11 protein-coding genes and 1 pseudogene are annotated in these 15,727 nt (G+C 70.2%); 5 read left to right on the top strand and 7 right to left on the bottom strand.

Translation table 11 applies throughout. The annotated features are described in order from the left end of the window. The first annotated feature begins 116 nt into the window (after positions 1-116). Positions 117-1,511: a cation:dicarboxylase symporter family transporter gene (locus StrepF001_RS25155; RefSeq protein ID WP_129800495.1), complete on the top strand. Its 1,395-nt coding sequence runs from the start codon at positions 117-119 to the stop codon at positions 1,509-1,511. Between the two features lie 52 nt (positions 1,512-1,563). Here the strand turns inward: StrepF001_RS25155 and StrepF001_RS25150 are convergent, their stop codons facing one another. The 3 genes from StrepF001_RS25150 to StrepF001_RS25140 all read right to left on the bottom strand — a co-directional run bounded on the left by StrepF001_RS25150 (position 1,564) and on the right by StrepF001_RS25140 (position 3,427). Next, the gene (locus tag StrepF001_RS25150) at positions 1,564-1,746 is read right to left on the bottom strand and encodes a hypothetical protein (RefSeq protein WP_129800494.1); all 183 of its coding nucleotides are present in this window, start codon (positions 1,744-1,746) and stop codon (positions 1,564-1,566) included. 81 nt (positions 1,747-1,827) lie between these two features. Then, positions 1,828-2,712 carry an aldo/keto reductase gene (locus StrepF001_RS25145; RefSeq protein WP_129800493.1) on the bottom strand — a complete coding sequence of 295 codons (885 nt, stop codon included), beginning with the start codon at positions 2,710-2,712 and terminating at the stop codon, positions 1,828-1,830. 1 nt (position 2,713) lies between these two features. After that, positions 2,714-3,427 (bottom strand): reductase, encoded by a 714-nt coding sequence (locus StrepF001_RS25140; RefSeq protein WP_240797674.1) that lies wholly within the window; start codon positions 3,425-3,427, stop codon positions 2,714-2,716. Between the two features lie 441 nt (positions 3,428-3,868). On the opposite strand from StrepF001_RS25140, the pseudogene StrepF001_RS25125 reads away from it, so the two are divergent. From StrepF001_RS25125 to StrepF001_RS25110, 4 genes and pseudogenes are all read left to right on the top strand, one after another. Then, positions 3,869-4,153 (top strand): annotated as a pseudogene (locus tag StrepF001_RS25125) (Lrp/AsnC ligand binding domain-containing protein); the annotation flags it as partial. A 29-nt stretch (positions 4,154-4,182) separates the two neighbouring features. Further along, on the top strand, positions 4,183-4,611 hold the full coding sequence (locus StrepF001_RS25120; RefSeq protein ID WP_129800492.1) for a MerR family transcriptional regulator: 429 nt from the start codon (positions 4,183-4,185) through the stop codon (positions 4,609-4,611). Beyond that, entirely contained in the window at positions 4,608-4,940 is a 333-nt protein-coding gene (locus StrepF001_RS25115) for a thioredoxin domain-containing protein (RefSeq protein WP_276322840.1), read from the top strand. The genes StrepF001_RS25120 and StrepF001_RS25115 overlap by 4 nt, the downstream gene beginning before the upstream one ends. A gap of 183 nt (positions 4,941-5,123) precedes the next feature. Then, positions 5,124-7,364: a UvrD-helicase domain-containing protein gene (locus StrepF001_RS25110; RefSeq protein ID WP_206306940.1), complete on the top strand. Its 2,241-nt coding sequence runs from the start codon at positions 5,124-5,126 to the stop codon at positions 7,362-7,364. Positions 7,365-7,498: 134 nt separating this feature from the next. Here the strand turns inward: StrepF001_RS25110 and glgB are convergent, their stop codons facing one another. The 4 genes from glgB to StrepF001_RS25090 form a co-directional block, all read right to left on the bottom strand. Further along, a complete protein-coding gene (glgB, locus tag StrepF001_RS25105; protein ID WP_129800490.1) occupies positions 7,499-10,033 on the bottom strand; it encodes a 1,4-alpha-glucan branching enzyme in 2,535 nt (844 codons plus the stop codon). A gap of 28 nt (positions 10,034-10,061) precedes the next feature. Next, on the bottom strand, positions 10,062-11,474 hold the full coding sequence (locus tag StrepF001_RS25100) for a maltokinase (protein ID WP_129800489.1): 1,413 nt from the start codon (positions 11,472-11,474) through the stop codon (positions 10,062-10,064). Positions 11,475-11,741: 267 nt separating this feature from the next. After that, a complete protein-coding gene (gene treS / locus StrepF001_RS25095) occupies positions 11,742-13,445 on the bottom strand; it encodes a maltose alpha-D-glucosyltransferase (protein WP_129800488.1) in 1,704 nt (567 codons plus the stop codon). Next, the gene (locus StrepF001_RS25090; RefSeq protein ID WP_129800487.1) at positions 13,442-15,556 is read right to left on the bottom strand and encodes an alpha-1,4-glucan--maltose-1-phosphate maltosyltransferase; all 2,115 of its coding nucleotides are present in this window, start codon (positions 15,554-15,556) and stop codon (positions 13,442-13,444) included. Before StrepF001_RS25090 ends, treS begins: the two co-directional genes overlap by 4 nt. Positions 15,557-15,727: the final 171 nt, after the last annotated feature.

Here is a 15,727-nt window from a genome sequence, read left to right as displayed (position 1 = left end):
GGCGGGAGATAGTCACCGCATCGCGGGAGCGCGTCTCCCGGACTTTCCAAGCTCCAGATCCCCCGGACGTGAGCCGCACGCCGGTGATGCCGATGACGTCGTCAAGGAGGGCAGTCGTGACCGGTACAGCCGATACGGCACCTGCCAAGCCCGCCAAGCGGGACCGCACCCACTATCTCTACATCGCGGTGATCATCGCGGTCGCGCTCGGCATCGTCGTGGGCCTGGTCGCGCCCGGCTTCGCCGTCGACCTGAAGCCGATCGGCACCGGGTTCGTGAACCTGATCAAGATGATGATCTCGCCGATCATCTTCTGCACGATCGTGCTGGGTATCGGTTCCGTACGGAAGGCCGCCAAGGTCGGCGCGGTCGGCGGTATCGCGCTCATCTACTTCGCGATCATGTCGCTGGTCGCCCTCGCCATCGGTCTGGTCGTCGGCAACATCGTGGAGCCCGGCGCGGGCCTCGCGGTGACCGACGCGATCCGCGAGACCGGTCAGGCGCAGGTAGACGCCGAGGCCAAGGGCACCACCGACTTCCTGCTCGGGATCATCCCGACCACCCTCGTCTCCGCCTTCACCGAGGGCGAGGTCCTCCAGACCCTGCTCATCGCCCTGCTGTCCGGGTTCGCGCTGCAGGCCATGGGCTCGACCGGGCAGCCGATCATCCGTGGCATCGAGCACATCCAGCGGCTGGTCTTCCGCATCCTCGCCATGATCATGTGGGCGGCGCCGATCGGTGCCTTCGGTGCTATCGCGGCCGTCACCGGCTCCGCGGGTATCGACGCCCTCAAGAGCCTCGCCGTGCTGATGCTCGGCTTCTACATCACCTGCATCCTGTTCGTCTTCGTCGTGCTCGGTGCGCTGCTGCGGATCGGCGCGGGCCTGAACGCCTTCACGCTCTTCAAGTACCTGGGCCGCGAGTTCCTGCTGATCCTGTCCACTTCCTCCTCCGAGTCGGCGCTGCCGCGGCTGATCGCGAAGATGGAGCACCTGGGTGTCAGCAAGCCGGTGGTCGGCATCACCGTCCCGACCGGCTACTCCTTCAACCTCGACGGCACCATGATCTACATGACCATGGCGTCCCTGTTCATCGCCGACGCCATGGGTACGCCCATGGCGATCAGCGAGCAGATCTCGCTGCTCCTCTTCCTGCTGATCGCCTCCAAGGGCGCGGCCGGTGTCACCGGCGCGGGCATGGCCACCCTGGCCGGCGGCCTGCAGTCCCACAAGCCCGCCCTTGTGGACGGCGTCGGCCTGATCGTCGGCATCGACCGCTTCATGAGCGAGGCCCGCGCCCTGACCAACTTCGCGGGCAACGCCGTCGCCACCGTCCTGATCGGCACCTGGACCAAGGAGATCGACAAGGAGCGTGTCGCCGAGGTGCTCGCCGGACGGGCGCCGTTCGACGAGACGACGCTGCTGGACGACGGCCACGGCGCGGCACCGGACGCCACCACCGAGGTGCCCGAGCCGCGCGCGGACGAGGAGAAGGAACTCGCGAAGGCGTAGCCGCTGCGCAGGGCGGGCCCGTGCTGGTCCCGCCCCCTCGACCGCCGGGCGGTCAGGCCCTCCCCCCGTAGGCCTGGCCGCCCGGCCTGTTCGGCCGGATGATCCACCACTCGGCGGTCCGCGAGGCCGGCTGGTACGACGCTCCGTGCTGATCTCGGCCGAAGGCGAAGCCGAGTCCACCCAGCCGGAGGACCTCCGCACCGCCCTCGACGAGCTCCTCTCCGACCGTGACCATCTGATCCGCCGCCTGCTCGGCACAGGGGGCGTCGGCGAGGAGGACGGGGCGGAGACGGAGGACGAGGCGGATCCAGTGCCCCTAGACGGCCGCGTCCAGCCGGGCCAGTTCCTCCGTGCTCAGCACCAGGTCCGCCGCTGCCGCCGAGTCCCCGATCGTCTCCGGCCGGCTCGCCCCGGGAATCGGGATCACCGTCGGCGACTTGGCCGACAGCCAGGCCAGGCACACCTGTTGGGGACTGACCCCGCGCTCTTTCGCCACGGCATGGAACGCGCCGAAGCGGTCGGTCCCCGCCGGCCTGGACGGCCCGTCCAGCGAGCTGCGCGAGATGCCGCCGAGCGGGCTCCACGGCAGGAACGCCAGCCCCAGCTCGGCGCAGAGCCGCAGCTCCGCCTCGCTGTTCCGTACGGCCGGCGAGTACTGGTTCTGCACCGAGACCAGCCGGTCCCCGAGGATCGCGCGGGCCCGGCGGATCTGGCCGGTGTCCGTGTTGGAGACGCCCGCCAGCCGGATCTTGCCCTCGTCGAGCAGCTCGCGCAGGGCGCCGACGGACTCCTCGAAGGGGACGGCGGGGTCCGGCTTGTGCAGCTGGTAGAGGCCGATCGCCTCCACGCGGAGCCGCTTCAGCGAGGCCTCGGCGGCCGCCTTGAGGTGCCGCGCAGAGCCCGTCGTCGTCCAGCTGCCGTCGGACGGTCTGCCACGCCCGCCCTTCGTGGTCACCAGCACGTCCGTCGTGTCACCGCCGTACGTCGCGAGAGCGCGGGCGAGCAGGTGCTCGTTGTGGCCGGGTCCGGCGCCGGGCAGGTGATAGGAGTCCGCCGTGTCCAGCAGTGTCACGCCCGCGTCGAGCGCGGCGTGCACGGTGGCCAGAGCCCGTGCCGCGTCCGGGCGGCCCTCGATGGACAGCGGCATGGCGCCGAGCCCGATCGCGCTCACGCGCAGGCCGCCCAGGGTGCGGTACTGCATGTCAGTCGCCCTTCCCCAGCGTCTCCGCGACCGCCTTCGGCAGCCACTGCCGTACGTCGCCGAAGGTGAAACCGAGCCGCGTGGCCCGGGAGTTGTCCATGCCGTAGAAGCGGGCGAAGGAGAACGGCGAGACCTCGCCGGCCTCGACGCCCCGGAAGACGGCCCTGCCCTCGGGGAGATGCACGGCCAGCGCCGCGCACAGTTCCTCGGTGGCCAGCAGCCCGTGGGAGGCCGCGTTGACCGGCCCGGTGAAGTACGCGCCGACCACCCACGCCAGGAAGTCGGCGATCTCCTCGACGTGGATGTAGGTGGCGGGCTTGTTCACGACCGGAACGGTGATCGGCTCGCCGGCCCGGATCCGGTCCGCGTAGTGCTGGAGCCGCCCGGTGAAGTCGTCGTCCCCGCCCAGTACATGAGCGACGCGCACGGCCACGTAGGGAAGGTCCTGGCCGGCCGCGAAGACCGCCTCGGCCTGCCGCTTGCCCTCGCCGTAGTGACTCTCGGCGAACTCCGGGTCGTCCCAAGGGAGTTCGAGCTCAACGGCGACCGCGTGCGGATCGACAGCCTCCTCGCGCACAGGTTCCACCGAGTCCTCGTACGCGTACACCTCGACCGTGGACGTCATCACATAGCGCCGGGTGCGGCCGGTGAACACGCGGCGGGCAAGCGCCGCCTGGCGTGGGGTCGGCAACTGTTCGCCGAGGAGTGCACCCAAGGCCGCTTTAACTCGATCGTGTGATGGTCGGCTCACAGGCTTGCGACGCGCTGGGCCGACCGGGTTCGCATCGCTGTGCGATCTGGGACGCCGGGTGCGGCGCCAGCGTGCGGGGCCCCCGCTCCACCGGAGTGATGGTTCGGGGCCTCCCCGTCGCCTCTGGCCGTGCCCACATGGCCAGGTCGCACAGGGAACTGGCCTCCCGGGCCCGGACCACGCACACGATGCGTGTCGCCGCCCCGGGGTCGAGTACGCCGGGGACCAGTGCGCCCAAGACCGTTCGGGGCGTGCGGCTGAGCGGGCTCACTCCCGCTCAGTCCACAGGAACGGTGTAGCAGACCTGGTCGACGACGACATCGAAGGTGCGCGAGCCGAGGGCAGCGGTCAGCGAGTGCTCGTCGTCGAGGTCGGCGCCGAGGTGGAGTGCCCCGGCGGGCGGTGGCGCATGTCGTCCCTGCCCGCCTCGGCTACGGCATCCAGGCCTTCATCCGCGTGAACCCGCACGGCGGCTACAACCTGAAGCACCCCAGGACCCTCGAGCTGATCGAGCGTCCCGAGATCACCGAGGTGCACCATGTGGTCGGCGAGGACTGCTGGATCCTCAAGGTCGCCGTCCGGGACACGATCCACCTGGAGGAGGTCCTCGAAGCGGTCTCCGCCCTGGGCCGCACGACGACGTCGATCGTCCTCACCTCCCCGGTGCAGCGAAAACCGCTGTTGCCCTGACGTCGGCGTCAAGGCTTACGTTCGTACGCATGCGAATCGGCGAGCTGGCCGAACGGGCCGGGACCACCACGCGGACGCTCAGGTACTACGAGTCGCGGGGGCTGCTGCCCGCGCGGCGCGACACCAACGGACACCGGACGTACGACGAGCAGGACCTGAAGCTGCTGCGGCAGATCAGGACGTTGCAGGACTTCGGGTTCGGCCTGGAGGAGACCCGGCCCTTCGTGGAGTGTCTGCGGGCCGGGCACCCGGAGGGCGACTCGTGCCCGGCGTCGCTCGCGGTGTACCGGCGCAAGCTGGACGAGCTCGACGCGCTGATCGCGGAGCTGGGCGCGGTACGGGCGACGGTGGCCCGGCAGCTCGCCCGCGCCGAGAGCGCGCGGAAGAGGCTGGCCGACGAGGCGGTGGTTCCGGGCGGCCCGGAACCGGTGTGCGAACTGGGAGGGCGGACGCGGTGATCAGGGCAGCGGGTGTGGCCGAGGTGACGGACGCGGATTTCGACGACGAGGTGCTCGGGGCGGAGCTGCCGGTGCTGGTGGAGTTCACCGCGGACTGGTGCCCGCCGTGCCGGCAGATGAGTCCGGTGCTGAGCGCGCTCGCCGCCGAGGCGAGCGATCGCCTGAAGGTGGTCCAGCTCGACGTGGACACCAACCCGGTGACGACGAACGCGTACAAGGTGCTGTCCATGCCGACGTTCATGGTGTTCCGCGGCGGTGAGCCCGTGAAGTCGATGGTGGGCGCGCGGCCGAAGCGCCGGCTGCTGGAGGAGCTGTCCGACGTGATGTGACCCTCAGCGGACGTAAAGAAATCCCCCGGGCAATTGCGCCCGGGGGATTTCTCTGCGTATATTCAATGGTTCGCGACTTCATGGAAATGCAATCGCGAGGAAGCGTAATGAGGCAAGTATATCCGGGCGGGAGCGGAATTGTCAAACATGGATTCGTCAAACGTCGACTTTCCAGACGATGAAATGCGCCGCGAGCAGGAATTCATCGACGACCTGTACGCGCGCGTGGACGCGTTGCGCGGCGACACCGAGCACTCCGTCACGGACGCGCTCGCCCAGGGCGACAAGCCGATGCAGGCCCGCCTGGAGCGGGACATCCTCGTCGCCGAGCGGTCCGGGCTGCTCGCCGCGCTGAACGCCGTGGACGGCTCGCTCTGCTTCGGCCGGATCGACCTGACCTCCGGCGTCCGCCACCACATCGGCCGTATCGGCCTGCGCGCCGCCGACGCCGACCGCACGCCGATCCTGATCGACTGGCGTGCCGCCGTCGCCCGTCCCTTCTACCTGGCGACCGGCCACACCCCGATGGGCCTGCGCCGCCGCCGGCACATCACCACCGACGGCCGCCGCGTCACCGCCCTGCACGACGAGTTCCTCGACGTCGGTGACGCCACCAGGACCGGCTACGAGGACCCCAGCGGGGACGACGTCCTGCTGGCCGCGCTGAACTCCGCGCGCACCGGCCGGATGACGGACATCGTGCAGACCATCCAGGCCGAGCAGGACGAGATCATCCGCGCCCCGTACCGCGGAGTACTGGTCGTCGAGGGCGGCCCCGGCACCGGCAAGACGGCGGTGGCCCTGCACCGGGCCGCGTATCTCCTCTACGAGTACCGGGAGCTGCTCGCCAAACGGGCCGTCCTGATCGTCGGCCCCAACCCGGCGTTCCTCGGCTACATCGGCGAGGTGCTGCCCTCCCTCGGCGAGACCGGCGTGCTGCTGGCGACGGTCGGTGAGCTGTTCCCCGGCGTGAAGGCGACGGCGACCGACACCCCCGAGGCGGCCGCCGTGAAGGGCCGCGCCGAGATGGCCGACGTGCTCGCCGCCGTCGTACGGGACCGGGAGGCGCTGCCCGACCCGGTGATCGCGATCGAGCACGACCGCGAGGTCCTGATGCTCGACGACGGCCTGGTGAGCGTCGCCCGTGAGCGCACCCGCGCCGCCAAGCTGCCGCACAACGCCGCCCGCGAGCACTTCGAGGGCCACATCCTCAACACGCTCACCGACATGGTCGCCGAACGCATCGGCACCGACCCCTACGACGGCTCGAACCTCCTCGACGCCAGTGACATCACCCAGATCCGCGACGAACTCGCCGACAACCCCGAGGTCTGGTCCGCCATCGACCAGCTGTGGCCGGTCCTCACCCCGCAGCGGCTCGTCGCGGACTTCCTCGCCGCGCCGGAGGGGTACGTCGGCGACGCGGACGCCGCCGCCATCCGCCGCCCGGTCACCCGGGCGTGGACGGTGGCGGACGTACCGCTGCTCGACGAGGCGGCCGAACTCCTCGGCGAGGACGACCGGGCGGCCCGGGCGCGTGCGGAACGCGAGCGGGAGGCCCAGGTGGCGTACGCGCAGGGCGTCCTTGAGGTGTCGTACGCCTCCCGCACTTATGAGTTCGAGGACAAGGAGGAGGACGATCCCGAGGCCTCCGAGGTCCTGTCCGCGCACGACATCATCGACGCCGAACGGTTCGCCGAACGGCACGAGGAGGACGACCACCGCAGCGCCGCCGAGCGCGCGGCGGCCGACCGCACCTGGGCGTTCGGGCACATCATCGTCGACGAGGCGCAGGAGCTGTCCCCGATGGCGTGGCGGCTGCTCATGCGGCGCAGCCCGACCCGCTCGATGACCCTGGTCGGCGACCCGGTCCAGACCGCGGAGACGGCGGGCGTGGGTTCCTGGTCGAAGATACTCCAGCCGTATGTCGAGGACCGTTGGGACCACACCCGCCTCGACGTCAACTACCGCACCCCCGCCGAGATCATGGACCTAGCGGCGGCCGTCGTACGCGCGGAGCACCCGGACTTCGAGCCGCCCCGCTCCGTACGGTCGACAGGGGTACGCCCCTGGGTCCGGGCCACCGACGACCTGCCCGGCGCGGTCGCCAAGGCGGTCGGGGAGCTGACCCCGGCCGAGGGCCGCCTCGCCGTGATCGCGCCACGCGACCTGCACCGGCGGCTGGCCGCCCGGCTGGACGGTGTGACGGCGGGTGCCGAGCCCGACCTGACGCAGACGGTTGTCCTGCTGGACCCGCGGCAGGCCAAGGGCCTGGAGTTCGACTCCGTCCTGGTCGTCGAGCCGGGGCGGTACGGGACGAGCGATCTGTACGTGGCGCTGACTCGGGCGACGCAGAGGTTGGGCGTGGTGCACACCGGGGCGTTGCCGCGGGGCCTCGCCGAGGCGTCGCCGGCGTCCGGGTGACCGCCGCTGGGGGCTCCGCCCCCAGACCCCGGCCTATGCCCACCCCTCACCCGACTCGGTCGGGTGAGGGGTGGCCGGTCGATCTCGGTCGGTTGGGGGTGGGCCGGTCGACCTCGATCGGGGCATGCGCCCGGCTACGACGGCTGCAGCCACACCGTAGCCAGCGGCGGCAGCGTCAGCCTGATGCTGGCCGGGCGGCCGTGCCGGCCCATCGCCTCCGGCTTGATCGGGTCGGGGTTGATGACATCGCTGCCGCCGTAGCGGTCGGCGTCGGTGTTCAGCGTCTCGTGCCAGGCGGGGATGTCGTCGGGGACGCCGAGGCGGTAGTCGTGACGGACGACCGGCGAGAAGTTGGAGACGGACAGGAGCGGTGTGCCGTCGGCGGCGTGCCGGAGGAAGGCGAAGACATTGTCGTCGGCCGCGTCCCCGACGATCCACTGGAAGCCCTCGGGGTGGGCGTCACGCTCCCAGAGGGCGGGCGTGTGGCGGTAGACCGTGTTGAGGTCGCGGACCAGGTCGCGGACGCCGCGGTGGTCGGCCTCGGCTCCGTACGCGGGGTCGAGGAGCCACCAGTCCGGGCCGTGGGCCTCGGACCACTCCGCCCCCTGGGCGAACTCCTGGCCCATGAACAGGAGCTGCTTGCCCGGGTGGGCCCACATGAAGCCGAGGTACGCCCGGTGATCGGCCCGCTGCTGCCACCAGTCGCCCGGCATCTTCGACACCAGTGACCGTTTGCCGTGCACCACCTCGTCGTGCGAGATGGGCAGGACGTAGTTCTCGCTGTACGCGTACACCATCGAGAACGTCATCTCGTGGTGGTGGTACTTGCGGTGGATCGGCTCGTGGCTCATGTACTCCAGCGAGTCGTGCATCCAGCCCATGTTCCACTTCAGCCCGAAACCGAGGCCGCCGAAGCCGCTCGGGCCCTGGTGGTGGGTGGCCCGCGTGACACCGTCCCAGGCGGTGGACTCCTCGGCGATCGTCACCACGCCGGGCGAGCGCCGGTACACGGTTGCGTTCATCTCCTGGAGGAACGCCACCGCGTCCAGGTTCTCCCGCCCGCCGTGCTCGTTCGGCGACCACTGGCCGGGCTCGCGCGAGTAGTCGAGGTACAGCATCGAGGCCACGGCGTCCACCCGCAGCCCGTCGATGTGGAACTCCTCGCACCAGTACACGGCGTTGGCGACCAGGAAGTTGCGCACCTCGCGCCGGCCGAAGTCGAACTCCAGGGTCCCCCAGTCGGGGTGGGCCGCACGCAGCGGATCCTCGTGCTCGTACAGCGGACGCCCGTCGAACTCGGCCAGCGCCCAGTCGTCGCGCGGGAAGTGCGCGGGCACCCAGTCCATGAGCACGCCGATGCCCGCCCGGTGCAGGGAGTCGACGAAGTACTTGAAGTCGTCCGGTGAGCCGAGGCGGGCCGTCGGGGCGTAGAAGCCGGTGACCTGGTAGCCCCAGGAGCCGCCGAAGGGGTGCTCGGCGACCGGCATCAGCTCGACGTGCGTGAAGCCGAGGTCCTTGACGTAGGAGGGCAGCTGCTCAGCCAGCTGACGATATGTCAGGCCGGGTCGCCAGGACGGGAGGTGGACCTCGTAGACGGAGAACGGCGCCTCGTGCGCGGGCAGCTCCGCCCGGCGGGCCAGCCACTCCTCGTCGCCCCACTCGTGGTGCGAGGCGTGCACGATGGACGAGGTGTTCGGCGGGGCCTCGGTGCGGCGGGCCAGCGGGTCCGCGCGCAGTGTCTTCGAACCGTCGGGACGGGTGATCTCGAACTTGTACAGCTCGCCCTCGCCGATCCCGGGTACGAAGAGTTCCCATACGCCGGTGCCGCCGAGCGAACGCATCGGGAAGCCGGTGCCGTCCCAGAAGTTGAAACCGCCGGCCAGGCTCACGCCCCGGGCGTTCGGCGCCCACACCGTGAACCGGGTGCCGGTGACGCCCTGATGGGTCATCGGCTCCGCCCCCAGCGCCCGCCACAGCTCCTCGTGCCGGCCCTCGCCGATCAGATGCAGGTCGAGCTCACCGAGCGCGGGCAGAAAGCGGTACGGGTCCTCCGTGTCCAGGACGGTCCCCTCGTACGCGATGCCGAGCCGGTACCCGGGGACGTCCTGCAGGGGCACCAGCCCGGAGAAGAACCCGTCGCCGTCGTCGTGCAACTCGGCCCGCAGACTGCCGGCGACCACGGTGACGGACAGGGCGTACGGCCTGAACACCCGGAACACGACTCCGCCCGGCACCGGGTGGGCGCCGAGCACGGAGTGCGGGTCGTGATGCGTACCGCTGAGCAGACGCTCGCGGTCCCCGGCATCGAGGGCGGGGGAGACGGCGGCCACGACGGGGACCTTCGACGCGGTCGTCTTCTTGGCGGTCGCTTTCCTTGCGGTTGTCTTCTTTGCTGCGGTCGTCTTGACGGAAGTCTTCTCGGCCGTGACCTTTTTCGTTGCCGCCTTCTTGGCCGTGGCCTTCTTCGCCGCGGCCTTCTTGGCCACAGCCTTCTCAGCAACCGCCTTGCCGGCCGTCGTCTCCTTGGCCACGACCTTCTTCGCCGTAGCCTTCTTGGCAGCCGCCTTCTTCGCCGTCGTTTTCCTGGTCGGCGTCCTCTCGGGCGCGGTCGCCTTCTCCTCGGCCGTCTTCTTCGGATCCGAACCGCTGGCGGGGGTACGGGGGGTCACGGGCGGAGCCTCCTAGGAGAAGGTGTGATCAGGTCAGGTGGGAGGAAGCGAGGCGCCGCACGGCCGACAGCGGCACCGGGAGCCAGTCCGGGCGGTGCCGGGCCTCGTAGACGACCTCGTAGACCGCCTTGTCGGTCTCGTAGGCCCGCAGCAGTACCGGGTCGTTGCGCGGATCGCGGCCGTCTATCTCGGCGTACCCGGAGCAGTACGCGGCCCGGCAGGACTCCGCCCAGCCGGGCACGGACGGCCGGACCGAGTGCGCCGCGTAGTCGAAGGAGCGCAGCATCCCCGCGACGTCCCGCACGGTCGGCTGCGGCATCCGCCGTTCGGCCAGCGGCCGGGCCGGCTCGCCCTCGAAGTCGATCAGCGACCACTCTCCCCCACTGCCGAAAGCGTGGGAGGGGGCCCCGGCCGGGGAGCGCAGGCACTGCCCGAGGTGCAGATCGCCGTGGACACGCTGGGCGGTCCAGGTGTGGCCCTCGGCCGCCAGATCGGCCAGCGCCTGGAACGCGGAGCGCAGCCCGGGCGCGTAGGTCCGCAGCGCCGGTACCGCCTGTGCGGCGGCGTCGAGGCGCTCGAGCATGCCGTCGACCATCGAGCGCAGTTGGAGGTGGCCCAGCGTCACGGTCGGCAGCGCGCGGGCCAGCGCGGTGTGCACCTCGGCGGTGGCGCGCCCGAGCGCCCGCGCCTCGGCGGCGAAGTCCTCACCCTTGGCCAGTTCGCGCAACGCCAGCTCCCAGCCGTCCGCCGCGCCCTGGATGTAGGGCTGGAGGACGCCGAGGACGTACGACTGACCGGACAGCTCGGCCCGCAGCCACGCCGTCGGCGCCGGCACCCGCGGACAGCCCTCGCGGGCCAGCGCGAGCGGCAGCTCGAGGTCGGGATTGACGCCGGGCACGATCCGGCGAAGCAGCTTCAGGATGAACGTATCTCCGTAGACGACCGACGAGTTGGACTGCTCGGCGGTCACCGCGCGGGGTATCAGTCCGGACCGTACCTCCTGCCGCGGGTCCCGTTCGAAGCGGAGGCCACCGATGTGGGCCCGGGTGCGCAGCGCCTCCAGGAGCAGCTCGGCGGGCCGGGGGTCGTACAGGGCCTCGTACACCGTGCGTCCGGTGAGCGGCCCCTCGGTCACATGGCCGATCAGCGCGGGCGCCAGCCGGGGCGGCAGCGCCTCGCGCTCACCTATCAGGAGCTGGTAGCAGTCACCGGGGCCGGTGCCGTGGGCGAGCGGCTGATGGACCTGGACGAGCAGGTGGTACAGGCCCAGCTTCCCCCCGGCCGGCAACAGCTCGGTGGCCGCCACCAGCGAGAACCCGGTGACCGGACGCCCCTTGCCCGCGAACCAGCGCTGCCGTGGCAGCCATTCCCGCAGCAGGGGGTCCAGTGACGCGAGGAGACCGGGACTTGTGGTGCTGGAAGGTGTGACGGTTTCCGCCATGGCGTCGCGTCCTTTCCCCGTGGAGGGCGGGGTGTGACTGATGCGTGCCCAGGGCGGGACGGTGAAAACCGCCCCGCCCTTGATTGCGGCTGGTGGCCGCCACCGGCGAGTTGCGGAGCCGGAACCATTGGCGTTCACGCCGCTCGAGGCGGCGTGTCCTGTCCGATCGCTCGGCAAGGTTTCACGCGACGAGCGCGCGCAGTTGGTAACCGAGCCACCCGCCCGGCGGTCTCGGGTTCTGACGAACAGAACGTCGTAACGGTATCACTACTCAGCGTGTTCTCGGCGTAGTCGGAACCAGTAGAAGCCGTGCCCCGCCAGGGTCAGCAGGTACGGCAGTTCGCCGATGGCGGGGAAACGGACCCCGCCGATGAGCTCGACCGGATGGCGGCCGCTGAAGGAGTGCAGGTCGAGTTCGGTCGGCTGCGGGAAGCGGGAGAAGTTGTGCACGCACAGCACCAGGTCGTCGCCGTGCTCCCGCAGGAACGCCAGTACGGCCGGGTTGGAGGACTGGAGTTCGGTGTACGAGCCGAGGCCGAAGGCGGGGTTCTGTTTGCGGATCTCGATCATCCGGCGGGTCCAGTGCAGCAGCGACGACGGCGACGCCATGGACGCCTCGACGTTGGTGACCTGGTAGCCGTAGACCGGATCCATGATCGTGGGCAGGTAGAGGCGGCCCGGATCGCAGGACGAGAAACCGGCGTTGCGGTCCGGGGTCCACTGCATCGGGGTGCGGACCGCGTCGCGGTCGCCGAGCCAGATGTTGTCGCCCATGCCGATCTCGTCGCCGTAGTACAGGATCGGCGAGCCGGGCAGGGACAGCAGCAGGGCCGTGAACAGCTCGATCTGGTTGCGGTCGTTGTCCAGCAGCGGGGCGAGTCGGCGGCGGATGCCGATGTTGGCGCGCATGCGCGGGTCCTTGGCGTACTCCGCGTACATGTAGTCGCGCTCTTCGTCGGTGACCATCTCCAGTGTGAGCTCGTCGTGGTTGCGCAGGAAGATGCCCCACTGGCAGCCGGACGGGATGGCCGGGGTCTTGGCCAGGATCTCCGATACCGGGTAGCGGGACTCCCGGCGGACGGCCATGAAGATCCGCGGCATGACCGGGAAGTGGAAGGCCATATGGCATTCGTCGCCGCCGGCGCGGAAGTCGCCGAAGTAGTCGACCACGTCCTCGGGCCACTGGTTGGCCTCGGCGAGGAGCACCGTGTCCGGATAGTGGGCGTCGATCTCCTTCCGGACCCGTTTGAGGAACTCGTGGGTGGCCGGCAGGTTCTCGCAGTTGGTGCCCTCCTCGGCGTACAGGTAGGGCACCGCGTCCAGGCGGAAACCGTCGATGCCCAGGTCCAGCCAGAACCTCAGCGCGGAGATCATCTCCTCCTGGACGGCCGGGTTCTCGTAGTTGAGGTCCGGCTGGTGGGAGAAGAACCGGTGGAAGAAGTACTGCTTGCGGACCGGGTCGAAGGTCCAGTTGGACACTTCCGTGTCGACGAAGATGATGCGGGCGTCCTGGTACTGCTTGTCGTCGTCGGCCCACATGTAGTAGTCGCCGTAGGGGCCGTCGGGGTCCTTGCGGGACTCCTGGAACCACGGGTGCTGGTCGCTGGTGTGGTTCATGACGAAGTCGATGATGACGCGCATACCGCGCTGGTGGGCGGCGTCGACGAACTCCACGAAGTCGGCCAGGTCACCGAAGTCGGGCAGCACGGCGGTGTAGTCGGAGACGTCGTAACCGCCGTCGCGCAGCGGCGACTTGAAGAACGGCGGGAGCCACAGGCAGTCCACGCCGAGCCACTGCAGATAGTCGAGCTTGGCGGTCAGGCCCTTGAGGTCGCCGATGCCGTCGCCGTTGCTGTCCTGGAAGGAGCGGACCAGGACCTCGTAGAAGACGGCGCGCTTGAACCACTCCGGGTCACGGTCCTTGGCGGGCGTGTCCTCGAAGGTGTCCGGGACGGGCTCGTTGACGATCATGTTGTGGGTGACCCTCCGGTCTGCGGGGTGGACGGTCGCAGGACGGTCAGGATGTGCGCGGGCCTGATGCCCGGCTCGAGACGCACATAGTTGGCCCTGCCCCAGTGATAGGTCTCGCCGGTGAGCTCGTCGCGCACCGGCACCGACTCGTGCCAGTCCAGGCCGAGTTGCGGCATGTCCAACGAGACCGTGGCCTCCTGGGTGTGGTGGGGGTCGAGGTTCGCGACCACCAGAACCGTGTTCGATCCCGTCCGCTTGGAGTACGCGATCACCGCTTCCTGGTCCGCATGGTGGAAGTGGAGGTCCCGCAACTGGCGTAGGGCGGGACTCTGCCGCCGGATGGTGTTGAGCTTGGTGATGAGGGGGGTGATGGTGCGTCCCTCGCGTTCGGCGGTCTCCCAGTCGCGGGGCTTGAGCTGGTACTTCTCCGAGTCCAGGTACTCCTCGCTGCCCTCGCGCAGCGGCGTGTTCTCGCACAGCTCGTAGCCCGAGTACACCCCCCAGGTGGGCGACAGGGTCGCGGCGAGGACCGCGCGGACCTCGAACGCCGGCCGGCCGCCGTGCTGCAGGTAGGCGTGCAGGATGTCCGGCGTGTTGACGAAGAAGTTCGGCCGCATGTAGGCCGCCGCCGCACCCGACAGCTCCGTCAGATACTCCGTCAGCTCCTGCTTGCCGGTGCGCCAGGTGAAGTACGTGTACGACTGCTGGAACCCGATCTGCGCCAGGGTGTGCATCATCGCCGGCCGGGTGAACGCCTCCGCCAGGAAGACCACATCCGGATCCGTGCGGTTGATGTCCGCGATCACCCGCTCCCAGAACACCACCGGCTTGGTGTGCGGATTGTCCACCCGGAAGATCCGCACCCCGTGCGCCATCCAGTGCCGCAGCACCCGCACCGTCTCCGCGACCAGACCGTCCATGTCCCGGTCGAACGCGATCGGATAGATGTCCTGGTACTTCTTCGGCGGGTTCTCCGCATACGCGATCGACCCGTCCGGGCGGTGCCGGAACCACTCCGGATGCTTGTCCACCCACGGATGATCCGGCGAACACTGCAACGCGAAGTCCAGCGCCACCTCCAGACCCAGCGCCCGCGCCCGGTCGACGAACCAGTCGAAGTCCTCCATCGTGCCCAGCTGCGGGTGCACCGCGTCGTGTCCGCCCTCCGGCGAGCCGATCGCCCACGGCACCCCCACATCCTCCGGGGCAGGGGACAGGGTGTTGTTGCGGCCCTTGCGGAAGGTGGTCCCGATGGGGTGGACCGGCGGCAGGTACACCACGTCGAACCCCATCCGGGCGATCACCGGCAGCCGGCGCGCGGCGGTGCGGAACGTGCCGTGCGCACACTCCGGCGTGCCCTCCGAGCGCGGGAAGAACTCGTACCACGACCCGAACAGCGCCCGCTCCCGCTCCACCAGCAGCGGCAACGGCTCGGACGCCGTCACCAACTCCCGCAGCGGATACCGCCCCAGCACACCGTCCACCTCCGGCGTCAACGCGGCGGCCAGCCGGGAGGCGGCGGGCCGGTTCTCGTCCCGCAGCGCGGCGACAGCGGCGAGAAGCACGCGCCGTGCGCTGCTCGGCGCCTGGACGGCGGCGCGCGTGTAGAGGCGCGCGCCCTCCTCCAGGACCAGGCCGGTGTCGATGCCGGCCGGGACCTTGATCCGGGCGTGGTGCCGCCAGGTGGTGACCGGGTCGCCCCACGCCTCCACGGTGTAGGTCCACAGGCCGGGGTCACCGGCGGTGACGGTGGCGCCCCAGCGGTCGGTGCCGGGAGCGAGTTCGCGCATCGGCGTCCAGGGACCGGGGCGGCCGTCCGGGTCCTTCAGTACGAGATTGGCCGATACGGCGTCATGGCCCTCCCGGAAGACGGTCGCCGAGACCTCGAACGTCTCCCCGGTCACCGCCTTCGCGGGCCGGCGGCCGTGCTGGACGATCGGGCGGACGTCGAGGACGGGTATGCGCCCGACGGCGGTCGAGTCGCCCGCGGAGGCCGGTTCCGGGACCGGCCGGCCGGCGTCGACGGGGCGCACGGGCTGTGCCTCGGTGCTTTCGGTGCTGCTTTCGGGGCTCGATGTCAGGGGTGCTGACGAGTGGTGCGTGGCGGGCATCACCGCTCCTGTCCGCGTCAACGTGGGTGGGCGGATGGCTGTAGGGAGGTGGGTCGTGCGGGATGTGCCGGTGGGGGCGTACCGCAGGAGCCTTCCCACCCTGTTCGGGTGGGCAATCCGGCACTTTGTTAACTACTCACGCGTATGTCTACGCACAAGACCGGCCCCGTT

Source organism: Streptomyces sp. F001, assembly GCF_004187715.1.
Lineage (GTDB): Bacteria > Actinomycetota > Actinomycetes > Streptomycetales > Streptomycetaceae > Streptomyces > Streptomyces flavusporus.
This window is presented reverse-complemented; position numbering and strand designations above follow the sequence as displayed.